The sequence below is a fragment of the Ancylobacter amanitiformis genome, assembly GCF_030814815.1.
Classification (GTDB): domain Bacteria; phylum Pseudomonadota; class Alphaproteobacteria; order Rhizobiales; family Xanthobacteraceae; genus Ancylobacter; species Ancylobacter amanitiformis.
This window is the reverse complement of sequence record NZ_JAUSVR010000001.1, coordinates 163,595-186,765: the sequence shown is the minus strand read 5'-3', so window position 1 is coordinate 186,765 and position 23,171 is coordinate 163,595. Positions and strand designations below refer to the sequence as shown.

23 protein-coding genes and 1 tRNA gene are annotated in these 23,171 nt (G+C 67.3%); 10 read left to right on the top strand and 14 right to left on the bottom strand.

Going from position 1 to position 23,171, the window contains the following annotated elements; translation table 11 throughout:
• Positions 1–287 precede the first annotated feature (287 nt).
• Positions 288–1,928 (bottom strand): chaperonin GroEL, encoded by a 1,641-nt coding sequence (gene groL, locus QOZ99_RS00845; protein WP_306887984.1) that lies wholly within the window; start codon positions 1,926–1,928, stop codon positions 288–290.
• Between the two features lie 87 nt (positions 1,929–2,015).
• Positions 2,016–2,330, bottom strand: coding sequence for a co-chaperone GroES (gene groES / locus QOZ99_RS00840; RefSeq protein WP_306887983.1), 315 nt, complete (start codon positions 2,328–2,330; stop codon positions 2,016–2,018).
• A 297-nt stretch (positions 2,331–2,627) separates the two neighbouring features.
• On the opposite strand from groES, the gene QOZ99_RS00835 reads away from it, so the two are divergent.
• Together QOZ99_RS00835 and QOZ99_RS00830 are read left to right on the top strand one after the other, a co-directional pair.
• On the top strand, positions 2,628–2,939 hold the full coding sequence (locus QOZ99_RS00835) for an usg protein (protein ID WP_306887982.1): 312 nt from the start codon (positions 2,628–2,630) through the stop codon (positions 2,937–2,939).
• Positions 2,940–3,075: 136 nt separating this feature from the next.
• Positions 3,076–3,678 carry an exopolysaccharide biosynthesis protein gene (locus QOZ99_RS00830; RefSeq protein ID WP_306887981.1) on the top strand — a complete coding sequence of 201 codons (603 nt, stop codon included), beginning with the start codon at positions 3,076–3,078 and terminating at the stop codon, positions 3,676–3,678.
• Positions 3,679–3,702: 24 nt separating this feature from the next.
• On the opposite strand, the gene QOZ99_RS00825 is transcribed toward QOZ99_RS00830, so the two are convergent.
• From QOZ99_RS00825 to QOZ99_RS00800, 6 genes are all read right to left on the bottom strand, one after another.
• Positions 3,703–4,452, bottom strand: a complete 750-nt coding sequence (locus tag QOZ99_RS00825; protein ID WP_306887980.1) for an SDR family oxidoreductase — start codon at positions 4,450–4,452, stop codon at positions 3,703–3,705.
• A 325-nt stretch (positions 4,453–4,777) separates the two neighbouring features.
• Positions 4,778–5,524 carry a proteasome-type protease gene (locus QOZ99_RS00820; protein ID WP_183189581.1) on the bottom strand — a complete coding sequence of 249 codons (747 nt, stop codon included), beginning with the start codon at positions 5,522–5,524 and terminating at the stop codon, positions 4,778–4,780.
• Positions 5,525–5,616: 92 nt separating this feature from the next.
• Positions 5,617–6,453, bottom strand: coding sequence for a transglutaminase family protein (locus tag QOZ99_RS00815; protein WP_306887979.1), 837 nt, complete (start codon positions 6,451–6,453; stop codon positions 5,617–5,619).
• 77 nt (positions 6,454–6,530) lie between these two features.
• Positions 6,531–7,475 carry an alpha-E domain-containing protein gene (locus QOZ99_RS00810; RefSeq protein ID WP_306887978.1) on the bottom strand — a complete coding sequence of 315 codons (945 nt, stop codon included), beginning with the start codon at positions 7,473–7,475 and terminating at the stop codon, positions 6,531–6,533.
• Between the two features lie 16 nt (positions 7,476–7,491).
• The gene (locus tag QOZ99_RS00805) at positions 7,492–8,115 is read right to left on the bottom strand and encodes a LysE family translocator (RefSeq protein WP_306887977.1); all 624 of its coding nucleotides are present in this window, start codon (positions 8,113–8,115) and stop codon (positions 7,492–7,494) included.
• A 48-nt stretch (positions 8,116–8,163) separates the two neighbouring features.
• The gene (locus QOZ99_RS00800; RefSeq protein ID WP_306887975.1) at positions 8,164–9,585 is read right to left on the bottom strand and encodes a circularly permuted type 2 ATP-grasp protein; all 1,422 of its coding nucleotides are present in this window, start codon (positions 9,583–9,585) and stop codon (positions 8,164–8,166) included.
• A 211-nt stretch (positions 9,586–9,796) separates the two neighbouring features.
• On the opposite strand from QOZ99_RS00800, the gene QOZ99_RS00795 reads away from it, so the two are divergent.
• From QOZ99_RS00795 to QOZ99_RS00770, 6 genes are all read left to right on the top strand, one after another.
• Positions 9,797–10,540 (top strand): competence/damage-inducible protein A, encoded by a 744-nt coding sequence (locus QOZ99_RS00795; RefSeq protein WP_306887974.1) that lies wholly within the window; start codon positions 9,797–9,799, stop codon positions 10,538–10,540.
• Positions 10,541–10,752: 212 nt separating this feature from the next.
• Entirely contained in the window at positions 10,753–11,259 is a 507-nt protein-coding gene (gene gpt / locus QOZ99_RS00790) for a xanthine phosphoribosyltransferase (RefSeq protein ID WP_183189575.1), read from the top strand.
• Positions 11,260–11,294: 35 nt separating this feature from the next.
• On the top strand, positions 11,295–11,687 hold the full coding sequence (locus QOZ99_RS00785) for a hypothetical protein (RefSeq protein WP_306887972.1): 393 nt from the start codon (positions 11,295–11,297) through the stop codon (positions 11,685–11,687).
• Positions 11,688–11,770: 83 nt separating this feature from the next.
• Complete coding sequence (locus tag QOZ99_RS00780; protein WP_183189573.1) at positions 11,771–12,181, top strand: DoxX family protein; 411 nt, start codon at positions 11,771–11,773, stop codon at positions 12,179–12,181.
• A 25-nt stretch (positions 12,182–12,206) separates the two neighbouring features.
• Positions 12,207–13,901 carry a formate--tetrahydrofolate ligase gene (locus QOZ99_RS00775; protein WP_306887969.1) on the top strand — a complete coding sequence of 565 codons (1,695 nt, stop codon included), beginning with the start codon at positions 12,207–12,209 and terminating at the stop codon, positions 13,899–13,901.
• A gap of 99 nt (positions 13,902–14,000) precedes the next feature.
• Positions 14,001–14,087, top strand: a tRNA-Leu gene (locus tag QOZ99_RS00770).
• Between the two features lie 90 nt (positions 14,088–14,177).
• On the opposite strand, the gene QOZ99_RS00765 is transcribed toward QOZ99_RS00770, so the two are convergent.
• The 6 genes from QOZ99_RS00765 to QOZ99_RS00740 form a co-directional block, all read right to left on the bottom strand.
• Complete coding sequence (locus tag QOZ99_RS00765; RefSeq protein WP_306887968.1) at positions 14,178–15,311, bottom strand: amidohydrolase family protein; 1,134 nt, start codon at positions 15,309–15,311, stop codon at positions 14,178–14,180.
• A gap of 13 nt (positions 15,312–15,324) precedes the next feature.
• Positions 15,325–16,635 carry a type I glutamate--ammonia ligase gene (locus QOZ99_RS00760; protein WP_306887967.1) on the bottom strand — a complete coding sequence of 437 codons (1,311 nt, stop codon included), beginning with the start codon at positions 16,633–16,635 and terminating at the stop codon, positions 15,325–15,327.
• A gap of 77 nt (positions 16,636–16,712) precedes the next feature.
• The gene (locus QOZ99_RS00755) at positions 16,713–17,594 is read right to left on the bottom strand and encodes a branched-chain amino acid ABC transporter permease (RefSeq protein WP_306887965.1); all 882 of its coding nucleotides are present in this window, start codon (positions 17,592–17,594) and stop codon (positions 16,713–16,715) included.
• A gap of 3 nt (positions 17,595–17,597) precedes the next feature.
• Complete coding sequence (locus tag QOZ99_RS00750; protein ID WP_306887963.1) at positions 17,598–18,302, bottom strand: ABC transporter ATP-binding protein; 705 nt, start codon at positions 18,300–18,302, stop codon at positions 17,598–17,600.
• Position 18,303: 1 nt separating this feature from the next.
• Positions 18,304–19,476: an ABC transporter substrate-binding protein gene (locus tag QOZ99_RS00745; protein ID WP_306887962.1), complete on the bottom strand. Its 1,173-nt coding sequence runs from the start codon at positions 19,474–19,476 to the stop codon at positions 18,304–18,306.
• 21 nt (positions 19,477–19,497) lie between these two features.
• Complete coding sequence (locus QOZ99_RS00740) at positions 19,498–21,306, bottom strand: branched-chain amino acid ABC transporter ATP-binding protein/permease (protein WP_306887960.1); 1,809 nt, start codon at positions 21,304–21,306, stop codon at positions 19,498–19,500.
• Positions 21,307–21,448: 142 nt separating this feature from the next.
• Here QOZ99_RS00740 and QOZ99_RS00735 point away from each other — a divergent pair, with 142 nt between their 5' ends.
• Together QOZ99_RS00735 and QOZ99_RS00730 are read left to right on the top strand one after the other, a co-directional pair.
• A complete protein-coding gene (locus tag QOZ99_RS00735) occupies positions 21,449–22,342 on the top strand; it encodes a MurR/RpiR family transcriptional regulator (RefSeq protein WP_306887959.1) in 894 nt (297 codons plus the stop codon).
• A 26-nt stretch (positions 22,343–22,368) separates the two neighbouring features.
• Positions 22,369–23,148, top strand: a complete 780-nt coding sequence (locus QOZ99_RS00730; RefSeq protein WP_306887957.1) for an N-formylglutamate amidohydrolase — start codon at positions 22,369–22,371, stop codon at positions 23,146–23,148.
• The last annotated feature ends 23 nt before the right edge of the window (positions 23,149–23,171 follow it).

Here is a 23,171-nt window from a genome sequence, read left to right as displayed (position 1 = left end):
GATGCGGCTGGCGACGAGAAAATCGCGTAACGGACGATCGCGTTCGGTCGTTGGCTCGCTGACGCGCATCGCAGTGGCGTCCTGCGGAATTACGAATCCCTCCCTGTGAGGGTAGCCATAGGCTTGCGCCCTGCGTGACCTGAAGACGAAGGCGTCCCGGGTTTCCGATCGCCGCCCGTCACTAACGATATCGCGAATTCGAGAGTGAAACGGCCCGTTCGTTCAACAAAAAGGGCGCGGCCTATGCCGCGCCCTTCTGCAGGTAGAACCAGCCGAATGGACTTCGCTCAGAAGTCCATGCCGCCCATGCCGCCGCCCGGCATGGCCGGGGAGGCGGCGCCGCCCTTCTTCGGGATGTCGGCGATCATGGCCTCGGTGGTGATCAGCAGCGAGGCCACGGAAGCCGCGTTCTGGATCGCCGAGCGCAGCACCTTGGCCGGGTCGATGACGCCCGCCTTGTACATGTCGACATATTCGCCGGTCTGGGCGTTGAAGCCGAAGGAGTAGCTGTCCTTCTCCAGGATGCGGCCGACGATCAGCGAGCCGTCTTCGCCCGCGTTCGAGGCGATCTGGCGGGCCGGGGTCTGGATCGCCCGGCGGACGATCTCGACGCCGGTCTTCTGGTCGGGATTGGCGGTCTTCACGCCTTCGAGCGCCTTGATCGAGCGCAGGAACGCAACGCCGCCGCCCGGCAGCACGCCTTCTTCCACCGCCGCGCGGGTCGCGTGCAGCGCGTCGTCGACGCGGTCCTTCTTTTCCTTCACTTCGACTTCGGTCGCGCCGCCGACGCGGATCACCGCGACGCCGCCCGCGAGCTTGGCCAGGCGCTCCTGCAGCTTCTCGCGGTCGTAGTCCGAGGTGGTTTCCTCGATCTGCGCCTTGATCTGCGAAATGCGGGCTGCAATGTCCTTCTTGCCGCCATTGCCGTCGACAATGGTGGTGTTCTCCTTCTCGATCACCACCTTCTTGGCGCGGCCGAGCATGGCGAGCGTCACGGTGTCGAGCTTGATGCCGAGATCGTCGGAGATGGCGGTGCCGCCGGTCAGGATCGCGATGTCCTGCAGCATGGCCTTGCGGCGATCACCGAAGCCCGGCGCCTTGACGGCCGCGACCTTGAGGCCGCCGCGCAGCTTGTTGACGACGAGCGTGGCCAGAGCCTCGCCTTCGATGTCCTCGGCGATGATGAGGAGCGGCTTGGAGGTCTGCACCACGGCTTCGAGAACCGGGAGGAGTTCCTGCAGGCCCGAAAGCTTCTTCTCGTGGATGAGGATATAGGGATCCTCGAATTCCACGCGCATCTTCTCGGCATTGGTGATGAAGTAGGGCGAGAGATAGCCGCGATCGAACTGCATGCCCTCGACCACGTCAAGCTCGGTCTCGGCGGTCTTGGCTTCCTCGACGGTGATGACACCCTCGTTGCCGACCTTCTGCATGGCCTCGGCGAGGAACTTGCCGATCTCGGAATCGCCATTGGCGGAGATGGTGCCGACCTGGGCGATCTCGTCGTTCGACGTGACCTTCTTGGCGTTCTTCTTGAGATCCGCCACGATGGCTTCGACGGCGAGGTCGATGCCGCGCTTGAGGTCCATCGGGTTCATGCCGGCGGCGACCGACTTGGCGCCTTCACGGACGATGGCCTGGGCCAGCACGGTGGCGGTGGTGGTGCCGTCGCCGGCGAGGTCGTTGGACTTCGAGGCCACTTCGCGCACCATCTGCGCGCCCATGTTCTCGAACTTGTCCTCGAGCTCGATTTCCTTGGCGACGGTGACGCCGTCCTTGGTGATGCGGGGAGCGCCGAAGCTCTTCTCGATCACGACGTTGCGGCCCTTGGGGCCCAGCGTGACCTTGACGGCATTGGCGAGAATGTCGACGCCGCGCAGCATCTTGTCGCGGGCTTCAACGGAAAATTTTACTTCTTTGGCAGACATGAATTCGAACTCCGGTAAGTCGTTGCGGCTTACGTCAGGCGAGAGGCTTGCGTCAGCCGAGGGGCTTGCGTCAGGCGAGGGCCTGCGTCAGGCGGCCTTCTTGGCCGAGGCGGTCTCGTCGAGCACACCGAGGATGTCGGACTCCTTCATGATGAGGTAGTCGACCCCGTCGATCTTGACCTCGGTGCCGGACCACTTGCCGAACAGCACGCGGTCGCCCGCCTTGACGTCCAGGGGAACCAGCTTGCCGGCTTCGTCGCGCGCACCGGGACCGGCAGCGACGACTTCACCCTGGGACGGCTTTTCCTTGGCGGTGTCGGGAATGATGATGCCGCCCGCGGTCTTTTCTTCCGCTTCGATACGCTTGACCACGACCCGGTCATGCAGGGGACGGAACTTCATCGTTTCTCTCTCCAGAAAGCGTGATTGATCAATTGATCCCGGCGACGCACGCGCTGGTGGGGCGCTTCGCTGCGTCGCCCAGGGGACATCTAGGCGCGGCCCGGATAGGGCGCAAGGGCTGGAGGGGAAAAAAGTAGCAGTCGCCGACAGTGAGTGCCAACGCCATCGGGCGAATCCTGTCAGCACTCTGTTATATATGCTGCTAGTGCATTGATATTGAACACGAAAACCAATTTTTCGCCTTGCTGCCCGAGTGAGTCGCCGCCACACTCGGATTCTCGCGAAAGGAGGTTCCGCATGGCATCTCGTGCAGCTTCGTCGGCGGGCGTCGTCCCGCAGAAGGCGTCCGCCGATTTCGTCCGGCAACTGGCCGGCTACGGTCTCACCACCGCCCAGATCTTCTACCGCATGCCCGACCATCCCGGGCTGCTGCAGACCTATCTCTGGCAGCATTATGATCTGTGCCCGCATTTCCCCGAGCTGAACCGCTTCCTCGACTTCTGGAAGCGCGAACTGGAGGGCCCGCTTCACTCGGTGACGGTGGCGCATACGCGGCTGATCCGGCCGGCGGAACTGCGCAGCATCGACGGCATGTTCCAGCTCAACTGAGCGGCGCGCACGGCGACAAGGGGGGCGTGGCTTTTTCGGCTTGGCCCTCTCCTTGCCGCTTTCACCGTGCTATGAGGGCGGCGAAGCGGAGGCCGTCACGGCGTCCCGACGTCATGAGGCCTCTGGAACGCTGCTCGTGGATCACCGTTCGCCGCGCACCTCGGAATTGCTGTCCGCGATCGTCACCGCCCATTCGGCGGAGCGCATCAGTGTGGGCGAAGTCGTGCATGCGCTTCGCAACCGCGCCTTCGGCCTGTCCATCCTGCTGCTCGGCCTGCCGAACTGCCTGCCGATGCCGCCGGGCATCCCCGTCATCTGCGGCGTGCTGCTGTGCCTGGTGGGCGGGCAGATGATGCTCGGGCGCGATGAGTTGTGGCTGCCGCGCTGGCTGGCCGCGCGCACCTTCTCGCGCAGCCTGCTGGAGAAGATCGTCGGCGGCGCGCTGAAGTGGATTCGCAAGTTCGAGAGCTATTCCCGTCCGCGCCTGCAGTATTTTTCCGGCACCTCCGCGCGCTTCGTGCTCGGCGGCATGGTGCTGCTGCTCGGCCTGCTGCTGCTGCTGCCGATTCCGATCTTCGGCAACCTGCCGCCCGGCATTGCCGTCTGCATTCTCGGGCTCGGGCTGGTGGAGCGCGACGGCGCGTTCATCGCCGCCGGCATTGTCGCCACACTCATCAGCCTCGGCGTGATGGGGTTCCTGAGCTGGATGCTCTACCAGGGCGCGCTCGCCTATATCTGAGCCACGCGCCCGAGCCAGGGGCGATCAGCCCCGGCCGACGAAAGGTGCATTGGTCGCCATGATCGTCATGGTCAGCACATTCGCGTCGAGCGGCAGGCCCGCCATATAGGCCACCGCGCGGCCGGCATGGGCGGGATCGAAGGTCGGCTCGACCATGATCTGGCCGTTGGCCTGCAGGATGCCGGTCTTCATCTTCACCGCCATGTCGGTATCGGCATTGCCGATATCGATCTGCCCGCAGGCGATGTTGTGCGCCCGGCCCTCAAGCGCCACCTGCTTGGTCAGGCCGCTGATGGCGTGCTTGGTCGCCGTATAGGGCGCGGTCAGCGGGCGCGGGGCATGCGCCGAGATCGAGCCATTATTGATGATGCGCCCGCCCTTGGGGTCCTGCGCCTTCATCAGCCGGATGGCGGCCTGCGTGCACAGGAAGACGCCGGTGAGGTTCACGTTCACCACGTGCTGCCAGTCGCTGAGCGGAATATCCTCGATCGGGCTCGCCTTCGACCAGCCGCCGGCATTGTTGAACAGCACGTCGAGCCGGCCGAAGCGCGCGGCCACGGTCTCGAACAGGGCGGCGACGGATTCGGCGTCGGCGACGTCGGCGGTCACGACATGACTCTTGGCGCCCAGTTCGGCGGCCACGGCGTCGAGCGGCTCGCGGCGGCGGCCGGTGAGCACGACGGTAAAGCCAAGCTCACCGAGAGCGAGGGCGGCGGCCCGGCCGATGCCGGTGCCGGCGCCGGTGACGAGGGCGATGCGGTTGCTGGCGTTCATGGTCTTCCTCCCGAGGGCGGAGAAGATGAACCAGCCGGGCCGGCCGGGCAAGGCATCGCCCGGCCGGGGCACGGGCGAGAGCTTCCTAACTTGCCAAGGAACCACCAAGTCGTTCTGGCGTTATCGATGCGAAGGTGAGGCTACAGACACAGGAGGAAGCACCCATGCCGGCTATTCTTATGTGGCTTATCGGTATTCCGATTCCGATCATCATCGTGCTCTATCTGCTGACCTGACGATCGATGTCGACAGCCTGAGGCAGATCCTCATTCCAGGCCATGAACCGTCCGCGCGCCACGCGCGGGCGGTTCATCTGCTTCTGGGGTCAGCGCGAAGGACCATAGGGCGGGCGCGGGATGGAGTTATGGGCGGCACGCAGCGCGGCCGACCAGCGCTCGCGCAGGTCGTGGAAATAGGGCTCGCCCGGCTCCACGCGGTAGTTCAGTTCGGCTTCCGACGCATCGCGCCGCGCGATGAGCACATCCAGCGGCATGCCGACGCCGAGATTCGAGCGCATGGTCGAATCCATCGAGATCAGCCCGGATTTCAGCGCGTCGTACAGGTCGGTATTGTAGGTGATCGAGCGATCCAGCACGGGCTTGCCGTATTTGTGCTCGCCGATCTGCAGGAAAGGCGTGTCGGACGTGCACTCGATGAAATTGCCGGCGGCATAGATCATGAACAGCCGCAGCCGGCCGCCATTCACCTGCCCGCCGAACAGGAACGAGACGTCGAACCGCACGTCGGCTTCCTTCAGCCCCTCGCCATAGAGGTGATAGACGTGACGCACGGCGCGCCCGACCAGCTGGGTCGCGCGGAACATGCTGGTGCAGCCGGTAAGCGTGTCCTTCTCGCCGGTTTCAGGGTTGTCGAGCCCCTCCTGCAGGGTGGAGATCACGGCCTGCGAGATCGACAGGTTACCCGCCGTCGCCAGCCCCATCACATGCCGGCCGGGCTCTTCGAAGACGTGGAGCTTGCGGAAGGTCGAGATGTTGTCGAGGCCGGCATTGGTACGCGTGTCCGCGACCATGACCAGACCGTCACGCACCAGAATTCCGCAACAATAGGTCATGAAAGGCACTTCCCCCTGGTCCGCGCTCCGTCTGGAACACGTCTGCACCCGTTGCGCCCTTATAGCGGTGCGCTTTTGTGACCGGCAACCATTCAGCCCTGAATTTGTCGGCTTGATTGGTCGACATTCAGGGCGACGGCGAGGCTTTCCTCACCCCCGCCATAGCGATTGCCGCGAACCGGTGCGGCGCCGAGATAGTCGAGCCCGACGGCGAGGCGGATATAGGCTTCGGTCGGGCACTGGCGGTTGGTGGGATCGAAGCCGACCCAGCCCAGCCCTTCGATATGCGCCTCGGCCCAGCCATGGCCGGCCTGCTGGCCGGTGGTCGGCGCCGAACTGCCGGCATCGCCGACCAGATAGCCGCTGACATAGCGGGCGGGAATGCCGAGATGGCGCGCCGCGGCGATGAAGATATGCGCGTAGTCCTGGCACACGCCGCGCTTCAGCGCGAAGGCCTCGGCGGCCGAGGTGCCGGCATTGGTCGGGTCCGTATCGAAGGTCATGGTCGCGGCGATGGCGTCCATCAGGAGATGCAGCCGGGCGATGCGGTCGCCTTCGCCAACGGTTTTATCCAGCGCGAAGCTGCGCAGTGCCTCGTCGCAGCCGGTGAGGTCGGTCTGGCGCATGAATAGCGAGGGCGGGAAGCGCTCCTTGGTGCCGCGCACCACGCCGTCGGTCTCCTGCGTCTCCACCTCGCCATCCACCTGCACGCGCAACTGCGACAGCGGCCCTTCCAGCGCGAATGTGTGGGTGAGGTTGCCGAAGGCATCCTCATGGGTGCGCAGCCGGCAGCTTTCCGACACCTCGATGCGCCAGGCGACGACATATTGCCCATCATGATTGCGCGGCGTCAGGCGCAGCGTCTGGATCGCACCATTGGCCGGCGGCTCGTAGGTGTAGGTCGTGGCGTGGTTCACATGAATGCGCATGACGCGAAGGCCAGGTCTGGTTTGGTCAGGGTCCGGTTTGGGCCGTGTCGAGGTCGGGACGGGTCGGGGTCTGCCGGCTACAGCAGGTACTGTTCGGTAACGAAGGAACCGAGACGATTATTCTCGACGACGAAGCCGTCAATGAATTCATGCAGGCCGGTCTGGAAGATATCATCCATGCGGCTGTTGCCGAGCCGCGTCAGCGTGGTGCGGGCGAGGCGCTGGGAGGAGCCCTGACGGCCGTAATAGGCGGCGATATCGTCGAGATAGCGGGCGATGTTCTGGTAGCAGCTGGTCAGCGAGCGCGGCATCTGCGCGTTGAGGATCAGGAGGTCCGCCACCAGCCAGGGTTTCACGCTCTCGCGATAGACCCAGTGGAACGAGGTCAGCGCCGAGACCGAGCGCAGGATCGAGGCCCACTGGAAATAGTCGAGCGGTCCGCCGATGTGCTCGGAGTCCGGCAGCAGCACATGGTATTTCACGTCGAGGATGCGCGCCGTGTTGTCGGCCCGCTCCACATACATGCCCACGCGCGAGAACCAGAAGGCATCGTTGCGCAGCATGGTGCGATAGGCGGCGCCGTCGAAGCGCAGCGAGGTTTCCTTCACGAAGGAGAGGAAGCGCGCCAGCTCCTCGCGCGTCATGTTCTTGGTGGAATAGCGCTTCAGTTCCAGCCAGGCGGAGTTGATGGTCTCCCACATCTCGATGGTCAGCGCGGTGCGCACCGAGCGCGCATTGGTGCGGGCGATCTCGAAGCAGTTGCGGATCGAGGAGGGGTTCTCCGGCGCGAAGGCGAGGAAGTTGATGACGTTCTGCTCGGTCGCCTCCTCGCCATGCACCTGCTTGAACAGGTCGGCGCAGCCCGCCGTGAGCAGCGCCGAGCGCCACTCATTGGTGGAGCCGCCATAGGCCGCGGGAAGCTGCGCGAGGCGCTGGGTGACGTCGAGGATGCGCGCAAGGCAATCCGCGCGCTCCATGTAGCGGGCCAGCCAGTAGAGATTGTCTGCAGTGCGTGAAAGCATGGGGACCGCGTTCGTTCTATTTGGCGTTACGCCAGGCGAGCGTGGCCACGCCCGCCCCGATCAGAAGGGTGCCGCCGACCCGGTTGATGGCGGCGACGATGTGCGAATTGCCGATCGCCCCGCGCAGCCGGCCGGCAATGAGCGCGTAGCCGAAGGCGTTGGCGGCGGCGAGGACCAGGAAGGTGGCCTCGAAGATCATCATCTGCGTGAGGAAGTCCCGGCCGGGATCGAGGAATTGCGGCAGGAAGGCCACGAAGAAGGTGATGCTCTTGGGGTTCAGCGCCGTGACGATCCACGCATGCAGCAGCATGCCGAGCGACGAGCCGTCGGTGCGCGCCTCGCTGACGAGCGGGGTGCCACCGGCACGCCACAGCTTGATGCCGAGCCAGATGAGATAGGCCGCGCCGATCCATTTCAGCCCGGTGAACAGCAGGGCGGAGGTGGCGAGCAGCGCGCCGAGGCCGAGCATGGAGAGCGTCATGGCGGTGAAGTCGCCCAGCGCCACGCCCGCCGCGACGGGCAGCGCCACGCGGCGCCCCTGGCCAAGCGCATAGGAGACGACCAGCAGGATGGTCGGCCCGGGAATGACCAGCAGCACCGCCGACGCGGCGACGAAGGCCAGCCATGTTTCAATCGGCATTGTCTCGCTCCCCGTTCCTGTTCACGCCTCTCGTCGTCCCGCTCGCGATCAGCTCTCCTCCAGCACCCAGGTGTCCTTGGTCCCGCCGCCCTGGCTGGAATTGACCACCAGCGAACCGGCCTCCAGCGCCACGCGGGTCAGTCCGCCCGGCACGATGCGCACGCGGTCGGAACCGGTGAGCACGAAGGGGCGCAGATCCACATGGCGCGGCGCGATGCCCTCATCGACGAAGGTCGGGCAGGTGGACAGCGCCAGTGTCGGCTGGGCGATGAAATTGGTCGGATCCTGCTTGAGCTTGGCGCGGAACAGCTCGATCTGCGCCTTGTCGGCGCGCGGGCCGATCAGCATGCCGTATCCGCCCGAGCCGTGCACCTCCTTCACCACGAGTTCGTTCAGGTGATCGAGCACGTATTTCAGGTGGTCCGCCTCGCGGCAGCGCCAGGTCGGCACGTTCTTCAGCAGCGGCTCCTCGCCGAGATAGAAGCGGATGATATCGGGCATGTAGCTGTAGACCGCCTTGTCGTCGGCGACGCCGGTGCCGACCGCATTGGTCAGCGTGACGTTGCCGGCATTATAGGCGCTCATCAGCCCGGGCACGCCCAGCGCGCTGTCCGGCCGGAAGGCGAGGGGGTCGAGGAAATCGTCGTCGAGGCGGCGATAGATCACGTCGACGCGCTTGGGCCCCTCGGTGGTGCGCATGTAGACGACGTCGTTGCGGATGAACAGGTCGCGCCCTTCCACCAGCTCGACGCCGAGCTTGTCGGCGAGGAAGGAGTGCTCGTAATAGGCCGAATTGAAGATGCCGGGCGTGAGCACGACCACGACCGGATCATTGTTCGCGGTCACCGGGGCGAGCGATTTCAGCGTGGCCAGCAGTTCGTCCGTGTAGTTCTCGACCGGCGCCACGCGGTTATCCGCGAACAGCTCGGGAAACAGCCGCATCATGATCTCGCGGTTCTCCAGCATGTAGGAGACGCCGGAGGGCGTGCGGGCATTGTCCTCGAGCACGTAGAAGGTCTCGGCGTCCACCCGCACCACGTCGATGCCGGCAATGTGGACATAGAGATCGTGCGGCACCTTCTGGCCGTTCATCTCCGGCCGGAATACCGGGTTCTGGTAGACCAGATCCTCCGGCACGATCCCGGCCTTGAGGATGTCGCGCTTGGAATAGACATCCTTGATGTAGAGGTTCAGCGCCTTGGTGCGCTGTTCCAGCCCCTTGGACAGCCGTCCCCATTCGCCACCGGTGAGGATGCGCGGGATGATGTCGAAGGGAATCAGGCGCTCCTGGGCATCGCTGTCGCCATAGACGGCGAAGGTGATGCCGATGCGCCGGAATATGAATTCGGCCTCCTTGCGGCGGAAGTCGAGCACCTCGGGTGGAACGCCGTTCAACCACTTGGCGAGGGCGGTGTAAGCGGCACGGATGGAACCGTCCGCGTTTGTCATCTCGTCGAAGGCGACGCTCATCGGTGCAAATCTACTCCCCAACTCTCCCAAGTTAGCTACAAACACCGGGCAAGCGGAAGAGGTGGAAGAATCCAGAGCGGGATAATCAGCGGAATATTCGCTGATTGCCCATTTCTGAGGCTTCCTGCCCTTGCTTGCGGCGGGCGCTGCGGTCATTTGCGGCGAAACAGGGCAACGCGCCGCGAGGCGCCGAAGGCAGGAGAAGATTCGCATGGTCGGGACGGCTGAGCCGGTGACCGCAGGCATCCTCGTCATCGGTGACGAGATCCTCTCGGGGCGCACCAAGGACAAGAACATCGGCTACATCGCCGAATATCTCACCGGCCTCGGCATCGAGCTGCGCGAAGTGCGGGTGGTGTCGGACGTGGAGGAGGAGATCGTCGCGGCGCTCAACGCGCTGCGCGCCCGCTTCACCTATGTGTTCACCACCGGCGGCATCGGCCCGACCCATGACGACATCACCGCCGATGCGGTGGCCAAGGCGTTCGGCGTCGGCATCGCTGTCGATCCGCGCGCCCGTGCCATGCTGCTGGAATATATCAAGGCGGAGGACCTGAACGAGGCGCGCCTGCGCATGGCGCGCATTCCCGCCGGCGCCGATCTGGTCGCCAACCCGGTGTCGAAGGCGCCGGGATTCTGGATCGGCAACGTCATCGTCATGGCCGGCGTGCCGACCATCATGCAGGCCATGCTGGACGAGGTGGCGCCGAAGCTGCGCACCGGCATCAAGGTTCTCTCGGAGACGGTGCGGGCGGATGCGCGCGAGGGCGACATTGGCGGGCCGCTGCGGCTTATCGCGCAGGCGCATCCCGACGTGACGATCGGCTCCTATCCCTTCATGGGCGAGGATGGCCGCCCCAATTCCAATCTCGTGGTGCGCTCGCGCGATGCCGGCAAGCTGGCAGAGGCGGTGGCGGCGGTGCGCGCCATGGTGGAGACCGTGCGCCGGCCCTGAGGATCTGCCCGCCGGATGGAGGGCCCACGCGCGCAGGCGCTCCCTTCACCCCCTCGCCCGCGCATGGAGGACGAGGGGGGGGCGAGGCGGGCGGCGGCGAGGCGGGCTTGTCAACATGGACGAGCTGGGTATTTCGCTCGCGGCCTCTGGAGAAGCGCGAAGGCTGCGGCTATTGATCTGGCACATGCCGTTCGCCTGCCGGGGTTTCCTTCATGTCCGACGATCGCCAAGCCAAGGCTTTCCCCGTCTCGTGGGACCAGTTCCACCGGGATGCGCGGGCGCTCGCCTGGCGGCTGGCGGCGGCGGGGCCGTTCGTGGGCATCGTCTGCATCACCCGCGGCGGGCTGGTGCCGGCGGCGATCGTGGCGCGCGAACTCGGCCTTCGCCTCATCGAAACGGTATGCATCGCCAGCTATCACGACTACAAGACCCAGGGTGACATGGAGGTCCTGAAGCCGATCGCCGAGCGGGTGACGGGTGCGGCCGGGCCGAACGGGCAGGGGCTTCTGGTCATCGACGACCTTGTCGACACGGGTTCGACCGCGCGCATGGTGCGCGAGATGCTGCCCAAGGCGCATTTCGCCACCGTCTATGCCAAGCCGCTCGGCCGGGTGCTCATCGACACGTTTGTCACCGAGGTAAGCCAGGATACGTGGATCTATTTCCCGTGGGACATGGGGCTGAGCTTCCAGCCCCCGATACGCGACGGCGTCGCCTGACGCCGCCCGATAACGCCTTGCAAGGAAACGCCATCATGGCCGAGTGGGACGATCTTCCCGACGACGAGAACGAGGACGGCTACGAGGAGGCGTATGAGACGCATCGCTCGGGCCTGTACGACATGATCGTCGCCTATGCCGACGAGCACGAGCTGGGCGACGGCTTCCTCGCCGATATCGTCGCCGATCTCGGCCTGTCGCTGCGCATGGTGGCCTATGCCGCCGAGACGGAGAAGCCGTCCATTGGCGGCCTGAGGCTCGACCTTGACCGCTTCGTGCGCGAACTCGGCGACAGCGTGCGCGAGGCCAAGAAGCAGGCCCCCGACTTCATCGCCGAGGCGAAGGCCGCGCGCGAGGAAGAAGGCGCCGAGGGCGAAGAAGGCGACGACGAGGCGGACACCGAAGCGGTGGACGACACCCGCCAGTAAACCGGTTGCATCGCGGGGGTCGCTCGCCTTCACCGGGCGGTTGCGCTATGGCAGAAATGGCTCTTCCCCAGAGGAAATCACCGATGACCCCCGCGATCATTTCCGCCATCCTGCGCGCGCCCGCCACGGCCTTCGTGGCGCGTCTGCTGCTGGTTTTCATGTTTCTCGGCAGTGCCATCAGCAAGCTGGTCGATTTTCCCGGCGCGCAGACGGAGATGGCCTTTTTCGGGCTCAACCCGCCCTGGCTTTTCGCCGCGCTCACCATCTTTACCCAGATCGTCGGCGGGTTGCTGATCCTGCTCAACCGGGCGACCTGGCTCGGCGCCGGGGCACTGGCGATCTTCACCCTCCTGACCATTCCGATCGCCCATCATTTCTGGAACATGGAAGGCCCGATGGCGCAGTTGGAGTTCTATGTCGCCGTCGAGCATTTCTCGGTTGTCGGCGGCATGCTGCTGGTCGCCATCCTGGCGGAGCGCACGCGCGCCGCCTGACGGGCCCGAACAAACGGATGCCGCAATGAACAGCGCCGTGCGCACGATCGATCCCACCAGCGACGCGGCCATCGCCGCCAGCGTCGCGCCGCGCCCGATCGAGGAGATCGGCGCCGGCCTCGGCGTGCCCGCCGAGGCGCTGTTCCGCTATGGGCATGACAAGGCCAAGATCGCGCTGCCCTTCGCCCGGACAGCGGAGGCGAAGGCGGATGGCAAGCTGATCCTCGTCACCGCGATCAGCCCGACACCGGCGGGCGAGGGCAAGACCACCACCACGATCGGCCTCGGCGATGCGCTGGCGCATGCCGGCAAGCGCGTGGCCATCGCGCTGCGCGAGCCGAGCCTCGGCCCGGTCTTCGGCTCCAAGGGTGGGGCCACCGGCGGGGGGCACGCGCAGATCATTCCCATGCAGGACATCAACCTGCATTTCACCGGCGATTTCCACGCCATTAGCGCGGCGCACAACCTGCTCGCGGCGGCGATCGACAATCACGTCTACTGGGGCAACGAACTGGGCATCGACACCCGTCGCATCAACTGGCGGCGCGTGGTCGATCTCAACGACCGGGCGCTGCGCAGCGTCGTGGTCGGGCTCGGGGGGCCGGGCAACGGCTTCCCGCGCGAGGACGGCTTCGACATCACGGTCGCCTCCGAGGTGATGGCGATCTTCTGCCTCGCCCGCTCGCTGGAGGACATGGAGGAGCGGCTCGGCCGCATGGTGGTGGCGCAGACCCGCACCCGCCAGCCGGTGATCGCCGCGCAGCTGAAGGTGACGGGGGCGATGACCGCGCTGCTGCGCGACGCCTTCCAGCCCAATCTCGTGCAGACGCTGGAGGGAACCCCGGCGCTGGTGCATGGCGGGCCCTTCGCCAATATCGCCCATGGCTGCAATTCGGTGATGGCGACCCGTACCGCGCTCGGCCTTGCCGATTACGTGGTGACGGAGGCCGGCTTCGGCGCGGATCTCGGCGCGGAGAAGTTCCTCGACATCAAGTGCCGGCAGGCGGGGCTCGCCCCCTCCGTTGTCGTCATCGTGGCCACGGTGCGCGCGCTGAAGATGCATGGTGGCGTGGCGCAGAAGGATCTGGCGCCGGAAAATGTCGCGGCGGTGACGCTGGGCGCGGCCAATCTCGTGCGGCACATCGAGAATATCGGCCAGTTCGGCGTGCCGGCGGTGGTGGCGATCAACCGCTTCACCAGCGACACGCCAGCCGAGATTGCCGCCATCGAGGCGGCCTGCGGCGAGGTCGGCGCGCGGGTTCACCTGTGCACCCATTGGGCGGATGGCTCGGCCGGCGCGCTCTCCCTCGCCAATGACGTTGTCCGGCTGGCCGACGGTCCGTCGGCGTTCCACCCGCTCTATGCGAGCAACCTGCCGCTGGTCGAGAAGATCGACGCCGTGGCGAAGAAGATCTATCGCGCCGGCTCGGTGGCGATCGAGCCCGGTGCGCTGAAGAAGCTGGGCGAGTTCGAGGCGCTGGGTTTCGGCGACCTGCCGGTGTGCATGGCGAAGACGCAGTACAGTTTCTCCGCCGACCCCAGCCGTCGCGGCGCGCCGGAAGGCTTCGTGCTGCCGGTGCGCGACGTGCGGCTCTCCGCCGGGGCCGGCTTTGTCGTGGTGCTGTGCGGCGAGGTGATGACCATGCCGGGCCTGCCCTCGCGCCCGGCGGCGGAGAACATCTTCGTCGACGAGACCGGCTTCATCGGCGGCGTCTTCTAGAGCCGGATCGGTCGATCCGCCTCCAGACTACGGATAGAGCCCGCGCCGGGTATGGGTGCACGACAACGAGACGACCCGCGCGAGACTGGCGCGGGCCGGGCGGACGTGGCGAAACTGGTAGACGCACGAGACTTAAAATCTTGCGCCTTCATAGGCTTACGGGTTCGAGTCCCGTCGTCCGCACCACATCCTTCTCAACCAAGCCGCCAAGCCGCGGCTGCTGGCCCCTCCCGTGAACCCGGGCGTATCGCGGGCGCCCGGGTCCTTCGCCGGTCCTCACACCGGATAGATCCGCCGCGCGTTCTCCGACGCAATGGCGCGGGCGATGGCCTCGGCCTTCTTCTGCGTGACGTCGCCGCGCGCCACCCAGCTGCCGAGCACCTCGGCGAGGGCGTTGCGGAAGACCCGCGCGCCGAGGAAGTGCAGTTCGGCGAGGCCGAAGGCGTCGGAGGAGTAAAGCTGCTTGTAGAACGGCGTCAGTTCCATGATCTCCGCCAGCACGCGCGGGGCGGAGGGGCCGGTGAAGTTCTGGATCACGCCGATATCGACATAGACATTGGCGAACACCTCGGCGAGGAAGGCCGCCTCGCGCAGGAAGGGGTAGCAGTGCAGCAGGGTGATCGGCACGTCCCACCTTTCCATCTGGGCGATGAAGGGCGTGAAGACGGTCGGATCGCATTTCGGCATGAAGATATCGGCATCGCCGAAACCCACATGCAGCTGCAGCGGATAGCGGTGCGTGCGGCACAGGTCGCCGGCGCGGAACAGCGCGTGGCGGATGAGAACCGGGTCCTCCAGCCGCCGGCTGCTGCCATCCGCGAGCGCCTTGAGCCACGCATCGCCGGCGCGTTCCACCTCCGCCATGCCGGGCGGGGTCTGGTCGATGTCGAAGGTCGTGCGGTAGGCGACGATGGACTTGAGGCCGACCGCCCCCTTCGCCCGCTCTTCCAGCCGGGCGTCGAAACCCTTGCGCAGCGCCGCGCCGTCGGCCGGGCCAAGGCGCGCCACCTCCTCCATGATCGCCTCGATGCGCACCACCTCCCGTGCGGCAATGCCGGTCGCGCGGGTCATGCCCTCCGGCGTGAGGATGGCGTCGGAGCGATGGCCGGTATCGATGAGCAGGTTGGAGACGCCGGTCGAGCCGACCAGGCGGCGCGTCACCTCCTCGGGCGCCAGCTTGAGGCGGGTCGCGACATAATCCTCCGGCTCGGCATGCGGCTGCAGGCCGAGCACGGGCGCGCACCAGCGCAGCAGCACGGCGCCGAGCGGCTTGTCGAACTGCGTGCAGCCCGCCACCGGCTTGTGCCCCTCGCTCATCAGCGCCTCGAAGGCCGGGCGGTCGAGCGGCCGTGTGACCACGCCGTGGCAATGGTGATCGATGAGGGAAAGGCTGTCGATGTAGCTCTGCACGGCGGAGGTCCTTTCAGTAGGCCGACTTGTAACGGGCGAACAAAGCCGCTTCGTCGAGTTCGCGGGCGCTCGCGCATTCCCACAGCTTGAGGTCGCGATAGACCCTGTACAGCGTCGGCGAGAACCAGCCACGCGCGATCTCGTCCGCCTCCAGCGCGGCGAGCGCGGCGTCCAGCGAGGTCGGCAGCGTCACGATGCCGAGCGCCGCGCGTTCCTCGACGGTGAGGTCGGCGGGGTCGCGGTCGATGGCCGGCGGCAGCGGCAGTTCGCGGCGGATGCCGTCCAGCCCGGCCAGCACCAGCGCGCCGAGCGTGAGATAGGGCGAGGCGCAGGCATCGGCCGGCCGGTACTCGACATTATAGCCGCGATGGCGCTTGGCCTGATGGGGCGAGGCGGAGGGCGTGACACGCAGCGCCGCCTCGCGATTCTGCAGGCCGATGGCGCGGAAACCACAGCTCCAGGCATGTGGCGTCAGGCGATAATAGGAGACCGGGGTCGGCGCGCTGATCGCCACCAGCGCGTCGAGATGGGCGAGAATGCCGGCGCAGAACTGCGCCACCACGGTGGAGAGGCCGAGCGTGCCGCCGGGATCATGCGTGACGTTGGCGCCGGTGGCATCGACCAGGCTGAAATGGATATGCGCGCCATTGCCGACCGCGTCACGCGCCGGCTTGGGCGTGAAGCTCACCCGCGCGCCATGCTCGGCCGCCACCGCACGGATGATCTCGCGGGCGATGAGCGCGGCATCGGCCGCCGCCACGCCGAGCGAGGGGGCGCAGCTGATCTCATATTGCGAGGCGCCGTATTCCGGCTCCAGGCTCTCCGGCACCACGCCGGCGGCGCGCAGCGCGGCGCCGCAATCCTGCAGGAACAGGTTGGCGCGCCGGGCGGCGGCGAAGGTGAAGCCGCGCTCCACCGGGGTCTCGGCCTGCAGGGTGAATTCGTGCTCGAAGCTCGCCGCGAGCGTCAGGCCGGTCTCCGCCTTCAGTGCATCGAGCGCGCGGGCGTAGAAGGTGCGGGTGCAGCACTCCCAGTCCTCCGTCACCGAGCACCTGGAATAGCAGATCGCCGCATTCCAGCTCTCGCCCGTCACCTCGCCCTCGAAGCTGAAGGCGGCGGCGGGGTCGGGGATCTGCCGCACTTCGTCCATCGGGCCCCAGGGGTTGTCGACGATGGAATCGAAGGCGGTCAGCGCCTGCCCCGCGCAGGCCCAGCCGAGGCCGGTTTCCTCCTTGCCGGCGAGGTCCGCTGTCGGCACGCCGCGCGTGCGCGTGACGCCCACGAGGTCGCTCCACAGGAGGTAGGTGATCGGCTCCCTCGCCATCGCAGCAGTCCTTGGTCGGTGAGTGAAAGGGGGGCAAGGCCGGCGAAGCCGGCCCGTATCGGTTTGGCGGGCGGCGCTCAGCTTCGCGCGGTGTCGACGGCGGGAATCAGGCCATTGGGCCGCACGAGCAGCACGACGATGATGCCCGAGAGCACCAGCGCATCGCGATAGGGCGCGAGGGAGGGCGGCAGCAATGCCTGCAGCGCCACCTCCAGGACCCCGAGCAGCATGCCGCCGGCCACCGCGCCCGACAGGCTGCCGAGCCCGCCGATGACGGTGGCGATGAACGCCTTGAGCACCGGCACGAAGCCCATCATCGGATCGACCGAGGCCCGCTGCGCGATCCACAGCAGCGAGGCGATGCCGGCGAGCACGCCCGAGAGCAGGAAGGCGACGGCGATCACCCGGTTGGCAGAAATGCCGACAAGCCGCAGCGTGTTGAAGTCCTGCGCCGCCGCGCGCATCGCCGCGCCCATCACGGTGCGCCGCAGGAAGAGTTCGAGCCCGAGAAGGGCGAGCGCGGAGACGGCGATGGAGATGAGCGGCCCGACGCCGATGGTGAAGGAGCCGATCGGCACCACGCCGGCCATCCAGTCCGGCATGGCGATCGGCTTGCCGCGCGCCGAGATGGCGTTCTGGAACACGACCTTCAGCAGGTTCGACACGGCGAACGAGGTGAGCAGCAGGCTTGTCACGCTCGCCCCCCGCATGGGGCGGAAGGCGACCCGCTCCATCGCCATCGCCGCCAGCGCGCCGGCCGCCACGGCGGTGATGGCGGCGGGCAGCAGCGGCATGCCCATCATCAGCGCCGCGAGCAGCGCATAGCCGGAGAGGGTCATCAGCTCGCCATGGGCGAAGTTGATCAGCCCGGTGATGGAGAACACGATGGCGAGGCCGAGCGCCAGCAGGGCATAGATGCCTCCGAGGCTGATGGCGTTGATGACTTGCTGCAGCAGCATGGTTCAATGTCCGAGATAGGCGTGGCGCACGAGTTCCGAGGCGGCCACGTCCGGCGCCGGGCCGGCGAGCACCACCCGGCCGGTGGCGAGAACCAAGGCGCTGTCGGCGAGATCGAGCGCGAGCGCCACGTTCTGCTCGACCAGCAGCATGGTGAGCCCCGATGCCTTCAGCGCGGCGAGCAGGTCGAACACGTCGTCCACCACCTTGGGCGCGAGGCCGAGCGAGGGTTCGTCGATCATCAGCAGCTTCGGCCGGGCCATCAGTGCGCGGGCAATGGCCAGCATCTGCTGCTGGCCGCCCGAGAGCGTGCCGGCGCGCGCGCGATAGAACTGCCGCAGCACCGGGAACAGCACCAGCATTTCCTCCGCGCGGACGGCCCGCGCGGCGCGGTCGAGATGCATGGCGCCGCCCAGGGTGAGGTTCTCGGCGACGGTCAGGGCGGCGAAGACGCGCCGTCCTTCCGGCACCAGCGCGATGCCCAGCCGCGAGCGCTGTTCCGGCGGCAGGCGGGTGATGTCCCGCCCGCCGAACCGCACGCTGCCGCGGGCCGGCATCACCACCCCGCTGATGGCGGCCAGCGTCGAGCTCTTGCCGGCGCCGTTGGCGCCGATGAGCGCGAGCACGCCACCCTCGGGGAGGGCGAGGTCGAGATGCTCGACCGCGACCGCCTCGCCATACCGGACCTGGAGCGCGCCGACCTCGAGCATGTCAGTGCGCCGCTGCCGGCACGTCGGCGGCGGCCGGGGTCTGCGTGGCGATGTAGACCGGCTTGCCGTCCTTGTACTCGATCAGCGATACCGCCCGCACCGGCATGCCGTTGGTGCCGGCATAGGTGATGGTGCCGGTGACGATCGGCAGTTTGTCGAGCCCGGCAATGGCGTCGCGCAGCTTGATCGGGTCGGTCGAGCCGGCGGCTTTCACGGCGGCGTCGAGGATGAGGCCGATCTCGTAGCCATTTGCCTCATAGGCCGATTCCGCCGCGTGGCCGGTCGTGGTCGCGAAGCGCTTGTTGAAGGCTTCCAGCGCCCCGCCCGGGGTGGGGTAGCCGGCGGCGGTATAGACCGTGCCGTCGACCAGCTTGCCGAGGCCCTGCACGGTGGCGGTGCCGATGGCGTCGGCGCCGTAGACCGTGGTGGTCACGCCCGCCGCGCGCAGCTGCTGGATGAAGGCGGGGAAGTCGGGCTCATAGGCAGCGGTCATGATCAGGTCGGGCTGTTCGGGCAGCGCCTTGATCGCCGTCACGATGGCGGAAAAGTCCGGCTGGCCCATGGTGAAGGAGCCGGTGCCGACAACGGCGCCGCCCTTCTTCTTGAACACTTCGGCGAAATATTCCGGCAGCTGGGCCGTGTAGCTCGAATCCGGCGAGACCAGCAGGTAGGCCTTCCGGAATCCCTTGGCATAGGCATGGTCGGCGATGACGGCGGCCTGAAGATTGTCGCCGGGATAGGTGCCGAACAGGTTGTCGCCCACGGCGGTGGCGAGCACCGGCGCGGTGCCGCAGAAGGTCAGCGTCGGAATGCGCTTGGCCACCGTGATCTGCCCGGCGGCGATGGTGGCGTCGGCATCGCAGGGGGTGACGATGATCGAGGCCCCCGCATCGACCAGTTCCTGCACGGCGGTGATGGTCGCGGCGGTGTCGGTGCGGGTGTCCTTGATGGCGAGCTTGGCGGTGTATTTTCCGCCGAGCCCACCCTTGGCGTTCAGTTCGTCGATCGCCATGCGGAAGCCGGCGAGCGAGGGCTGGTCATAGGGGGCGAGGCCGCCGGTCTGGGCGGTGGCGACGCCGATGAGGATGTCCTCGGCATAGCTCGGCGCGGCGAGCGCGCAGGTGACGGCGGCACTGAGAACGAGGCGTCCGATGGTGGGATGCGAGAGCAGCATGAACGGTTCTCCGGAAGGTGATTATTGTGTTTGTTCGCTCAGTCGCGCGAGGGCGCGGGCACTGGTACGGCTGCCGAGATAGGCCTCGACGACCATGGGATCGGCGCGGACCACCGCTGGCGGGCCTTCCGTGATCAGCCGGCCATGGTCGAGCACGGCGACACGGTCGCACAGGCGCATGACGAGGCCGAGATCGTGCTCGATCAGCACGATGCCGAGGCCGCGCACGCGCTTTACTTCCGCGAGGATGGCCATCAGCGCGTCGGTTTCCACCGGGTTCATGCCGGCGGCCGGCTCGTCCAGCAGCAGGAAGGACGGGCGCGTCACCAGCGCGCGGGCAATCTCCAGCCGCCGCCGCTCGCCATAGGGCAGGGTGCCGGCCAGCCGGTCGGCGTGATCGGCAAGGCCGAGCCGGGCGAGTTCGCGCCGGGCCGCGCGCTCGGCGGCGACGGCATTCGGCTCGATGCGCTCGGCCGCCGTCATCACGTTCTCCAGCACGCTCATGTGCGGGAAGACGCGGATGTTCTGGAAGGTGCGGGCGATGCCGGTACGCGCCACGCGGAAGGCGGGCAGGCCGGCGAGCGGAGCCGCATCCACATAGACACCGCCCGAACTGGGCGCGGCTTGCCCGGCAATCAGGTTGATGAGCGTGGTCTTGCCCGCGCCATTGGGGCCGATAATGCCGGTGACCTGCCCGGTCGGCAGCGCGAGGGTGATATCCGCGACGGCGGCGACGCCGGCATAGCGCTTGCCCACCGCGCGCGTGGTCAGCATGGCGGCGGGCGGGCGCACATCCGGCTCCGGCGCGGGGGCGGGCGGGCGCAGGCGGACCAGCCGGCGGAGCAGTTCCATCTCATGCCCGCCGCTCAGCCCCTCCGGCCGGCGCCAGATCACCAGCAGCATGGCGAGCGCCAGCACCGCCTCGGTGAAGCCGAATACCGGCGGCACCTCGACCCCGAAGAAAGAGCCACCCTCCTCCAGCCTCCGCGCCACCTCGATCAGCAGCGTCGTCGCGCCGACGCCGACCAGCGCGCCGAAGCTGGAATGAAGGCCGCCGACGATGAGCATCGCCAGCGTCTCGAAGGCGAGGTCGAAATAGAAATCCTGCGGCTTGAAGGCGCCGATATACTGGGCGGTAAGGCCGCCGGCGATCATCGCGCCGACGACGCTGAGCGTCCAGCTGGCCAGCACGCCGTGGCGCCGGTCGATGCCGATGGCGGCGGCGCCTACCGCGTCGTCGGCGCTCGCGCGGGTCATGCGCCCGGTTCGCGTGTCGCGGAACAGGCGGGCAAGGATGAGTGCGATCGCCGCCGCCGCCGTCGCGGTGGCCAGCCCGACACCGCGCGGCACGCCATAGAAGGGCTGGCTGCCGCGGGTGATCTCGCGCGCGCCGACCAGAACCGTCACGATGATCACCAGCAGCGCCAGCGTGGCGATGGATGCGCTGGAGGCGGTGAGGCGCATCAGCACGGCACCGGTGGCGAGGCCCAGCACCACGGCGATGACGGCAACGATCACAAGCGCGGAGCCGAGCGAGAGCTGGTAGCCGGCGAGCAGGACCGGCAGGTTCTTCAGCGCCGTGGCCTGGATTGCCGCCGGCATGGTGAGCACGCCCACCACATAGGCGCCGATGCCGGCAAAGCCGGCATGGCCGAACGAAACGATGCCGGTATTGCCGGAAAACAGCTGCAGCGACACCACGGAGACCAGCAGCAGGCCGGCATGGGTGGCCACGCGCTGCGCCCCGGCGCTGCCGAAGGCGGCGATCAGCCCGGCCACCACGGCGACGGCGAGAGCCATCGCCGCCGCGTCGACCAGGGCCACCTTCATTCCGGACGACAAACCTCGCATTGCGAGCTCCCAGCGGGTCCCGGGTGGTAATAGTGAGGGCGTTGCCGGTTATGTCAATATTCTTTCTCAATTGACCAAAACAGGCGCATGTGTGAGAAAAATAACATCAGGGGAGACCGCGATGCGTGTTCGCGACAAGCTGACGGACGGCCTGCCGACGCCGACCCCCGCGGAGGCGAAGATCGTGCAGCTGCTGCTCGCCGACTATCCCTTGAGCGGGCTCGGCACCGCCGCGCAGATCGCCAAGCGGGCGGGGGTGAGCGACCCCACGGTGGCGCGCCTCGTCGCCAAGCTCGGCTATGGCAGCTTCGCCGACTTCCAGGCCGAGCTGCTGGCGGAGCTGGAGGCGCGGCTGCACTCGCCGCTGTTGATGATGGAAGCGCGGCGCGTTCCCTCCGGCGACGACCACGTCGCCCGCGCCTATATCCGCTCGGCGACCCGGCGCATGGCCGATTTCTCCGACAAGGTGACGCCCGCCATTTTCGACCAGGTCGAGGAACTGGTGATGGAGGCGCCGGGCCGGGTCTATCTCATCGGCGGGCGCTTCAGCCGGCATCTGGCCGGCATGCTGGCGGGCTATCTCGGCCAGTTCCGCGAGGGGGTGGCCGATCTCGGCCTGTGCTCCTCGGAAACCTTCGACCGACTGGTCGACATGGGCCGGCGGGATGTGCTGATCGTGTTCGACTACCGGCGCTACCAGTCGGACGTGGTGCGGTTCAGCGAGCAAGCGGCCGAGCGCGGCGTGCGGCTGGTGCTGTTCACCGACCCCTGGCTCTCGCCGGTGGCGGCGCGGGCGCTGCATGTGCTGGTGGCGCCGGTGGAGGTGGAATCACCCTACGACACCTTCCTGCCGCCGCTCGCGCAGGTGGAGGCGCTGTGCACGCTCATCGTCACGCGGCGGCAGGAGCGGATCGAGAAGCGCGTCGTCGAATTCGAGAATGCGCGCGAGGCGAATGGCGTGACCATGAGCGGATCGACCATGAGCGGATCGGCGATGAAGGGCGGCAATTCATGACGGACAGGCCGGTGAGCGAGGCAATCGTGAACGCATCCGCTATGGGCACTTCACCGGCGAGCGCGTCGCCGCCCGGCCTCGACTGGCCCCCGGCGGTCGAGATCGTCAACGAGGCCGGCGCCTCGTCCTTTCTCCTGCTGTGCGAGCACGCCTCCTGCCACATCCCCGCGGAATATGGGCGGCTGGGGCTCTCCCAGAGCGAGGTGCGCCGGCATATCGGCTGGGATATCGGCGCCGCCGAGGTGGCGCGCGGGCTGGCCACGCGGCTCGACGCGCCGCTGTTTCTCGGCACCTATTCCCGCCTGCTGATCGACCTTAACCGCCCGGTGGGGGAGCCCTCCAGCATTCCCGAGCGCTCCGAGGCGACCGACATTCCCGGCAATATCGACCTGTCGCCGGCGGAGCGGCAGCGGCGCGTCGACCGCATGTTCACCCCGTTCCATGACGCGGTGGCACGCCATCTCGACCAGCGCGCGGGCCGGCCGACCATTCTGGTCACGCTGCACAGCTTCACGCCGGTCTATCACGGCGTTGCCCGGCCCTGGCATGCCGGCATCCTGTTCGCCCGCTCGAAGGCATATGGCGAGCGTATCGTCTCGCGCCTCGGCAGGGAAGCCGGGCTGGTGGTGGCGGCCAACGAGCCTTACCAGATCGCGGCCGATGGCGACTACGCCATTCCCGTCCATGGCGAGGCGCGTGGCCATGAGGCGATCCTCATCGAGATCCGCCACGACGAGATCTTGGACCGTGCGGGCGTGGAAGCCTGGGTACACCGGCTCGCCTCCGCGCTGGTCGAGCAGCCTTGACTCCCACTTTTCTTCGCTGCCGG

Coding starts and splice junctions, on each gene's coding strand:
- groL (WP_306887984.1), bottom strand. CDS start 1,928: ATGTCTGCCAAAGAAGTAAAATTTTCCGTTGAAGCCCGCGACAAGATG.
- groES (WP_306887983.1), bottom strand. CDS start 2,330: ATGAAGTTCCGTCCCCTGCATGACCGGGTCGTGGTCAAGCGTATCGAA.
- QOZ99_RS00835 (WP_306887982.1), top strand. CDS start 2,628: ATGGCATCTCGTGCAGCTTCGTCGGCGGGCGTCGTCCCGCAGAAGGCG.
- QOZ99_RS00825 (WP_306887980.1), bottom strand. CDS start 4,452: ATGAACGCCAGCAACCGCATCGCCCTCGTCACCGGCGCCGGCACCGGC.
- QOZ99_RS00820 (WP_183189581.1), bottom strand. CDS start 5,524: ATGACCTATTGTTGCGGAATTCTGGTGCGTGACGGTCTGGTCATGGTC.
- QOZ99_RS00815 (WP_306887979.1), bottom strand. CDS start 6,453: ATGCGCATTCATGTGAACCACGCCACGACCTACACCTACGAGCCGCCG.
- QOZ99_RS00810 (WP_306887978.1), bottom strand. CDS start 7,475: ATGCTTTCACGCACTGCAGACAATCTCTACTGGCTGGCCCGCTACATG.
- QOZ99_RS00805 (WP_306887977.1), bottom strand. CDS start 8,115: ATGCCGATTGAAACATGGCTGGCCTTCGTCGCCGCGTCGGCGGTGCTG.
- QOZ99_RS00800 (WP_306887975.1), bottom strand. CDS start 9,585: ATGAGCGTCGCCTTCGACGAGATGACAAACGCGGACGGTTCCATCCGT.
- QOZ99_RS00795 (WP_306887974.1), top strand. CDS start 9,797: ATGGTCGGGACGGCTGAGCCGGTGACCGCAGGCATCCTCGTCATCGGT.
- gpt (WP_183189575.1), top strand. CDS start 10,753: ATGTCCGACGATCGCCAAGCCAAGGCTTTCCCCGTCTCGTGGGACCAG.
- QOZ99_RS00785 (WP_306887972.1), top strand. CDS start 11,295: ATGGCCGAGTGGGACGATCTTCCCGACGACGAGAACGAGGACGGCTAC.
- QOZ99_RS00780 (WP_183189573.1), top strand. CDS start 11,771: ATGACCCCCGCGATCATTTCCGCCATCCTGCGCGCGCCCGCCACGGCC.
- QOZ99_RS00775 (WP_306887969.1), top strand. CDS start 12,207: ATGAACAGCGCCGTGCGCACGATCGATCCCACCAGCGACGCGGCCATC.
- QOZ99_RS00760 (WP_306887967.1), bottom strand. CDS start 16,635: ATGGCGAGGGAGCCGATCACCTACCTCCTGTGGAGCGACCTCGTGGGC.
- QOZ99_RS00755 (WP_306887965.1), bottom strand. CDS start 17,594: ATGCTGCTGCAGCAAGTCATCAACGCCATCAGCCTCGGAGGCATCTAT.
- QOZ99_RS00750 (WP_306887963.1), bottom strand. CDS start 18,302: ATGCTCGAGGTCGGCGCGCTCCAGGTCCGGTATGGCGAGGCGGTCGCG.
- QOZ99_RS00745 (WP_306887962.1), bottom strand. CDS start 19,476: ATGCTGCTCTCGCATCCCACCATCGGACGCCTCGTTCTCAGTGCCGCC.
- QOZ99_RS00740 (WP_306887960.1), bottom strand. CDS start 21,306: ATGAAGGTGGCCCTGGTCGACGCGGCGGCGATGGCTCTCGCCGTCGCC.
- QOZ99_RS00735 (WP_306887959.1), top strand. CDS start 21,449: ATGCGTGTTCGCGACAAGCTGACGGACGGCCTGCCGACGCCGACCCCC.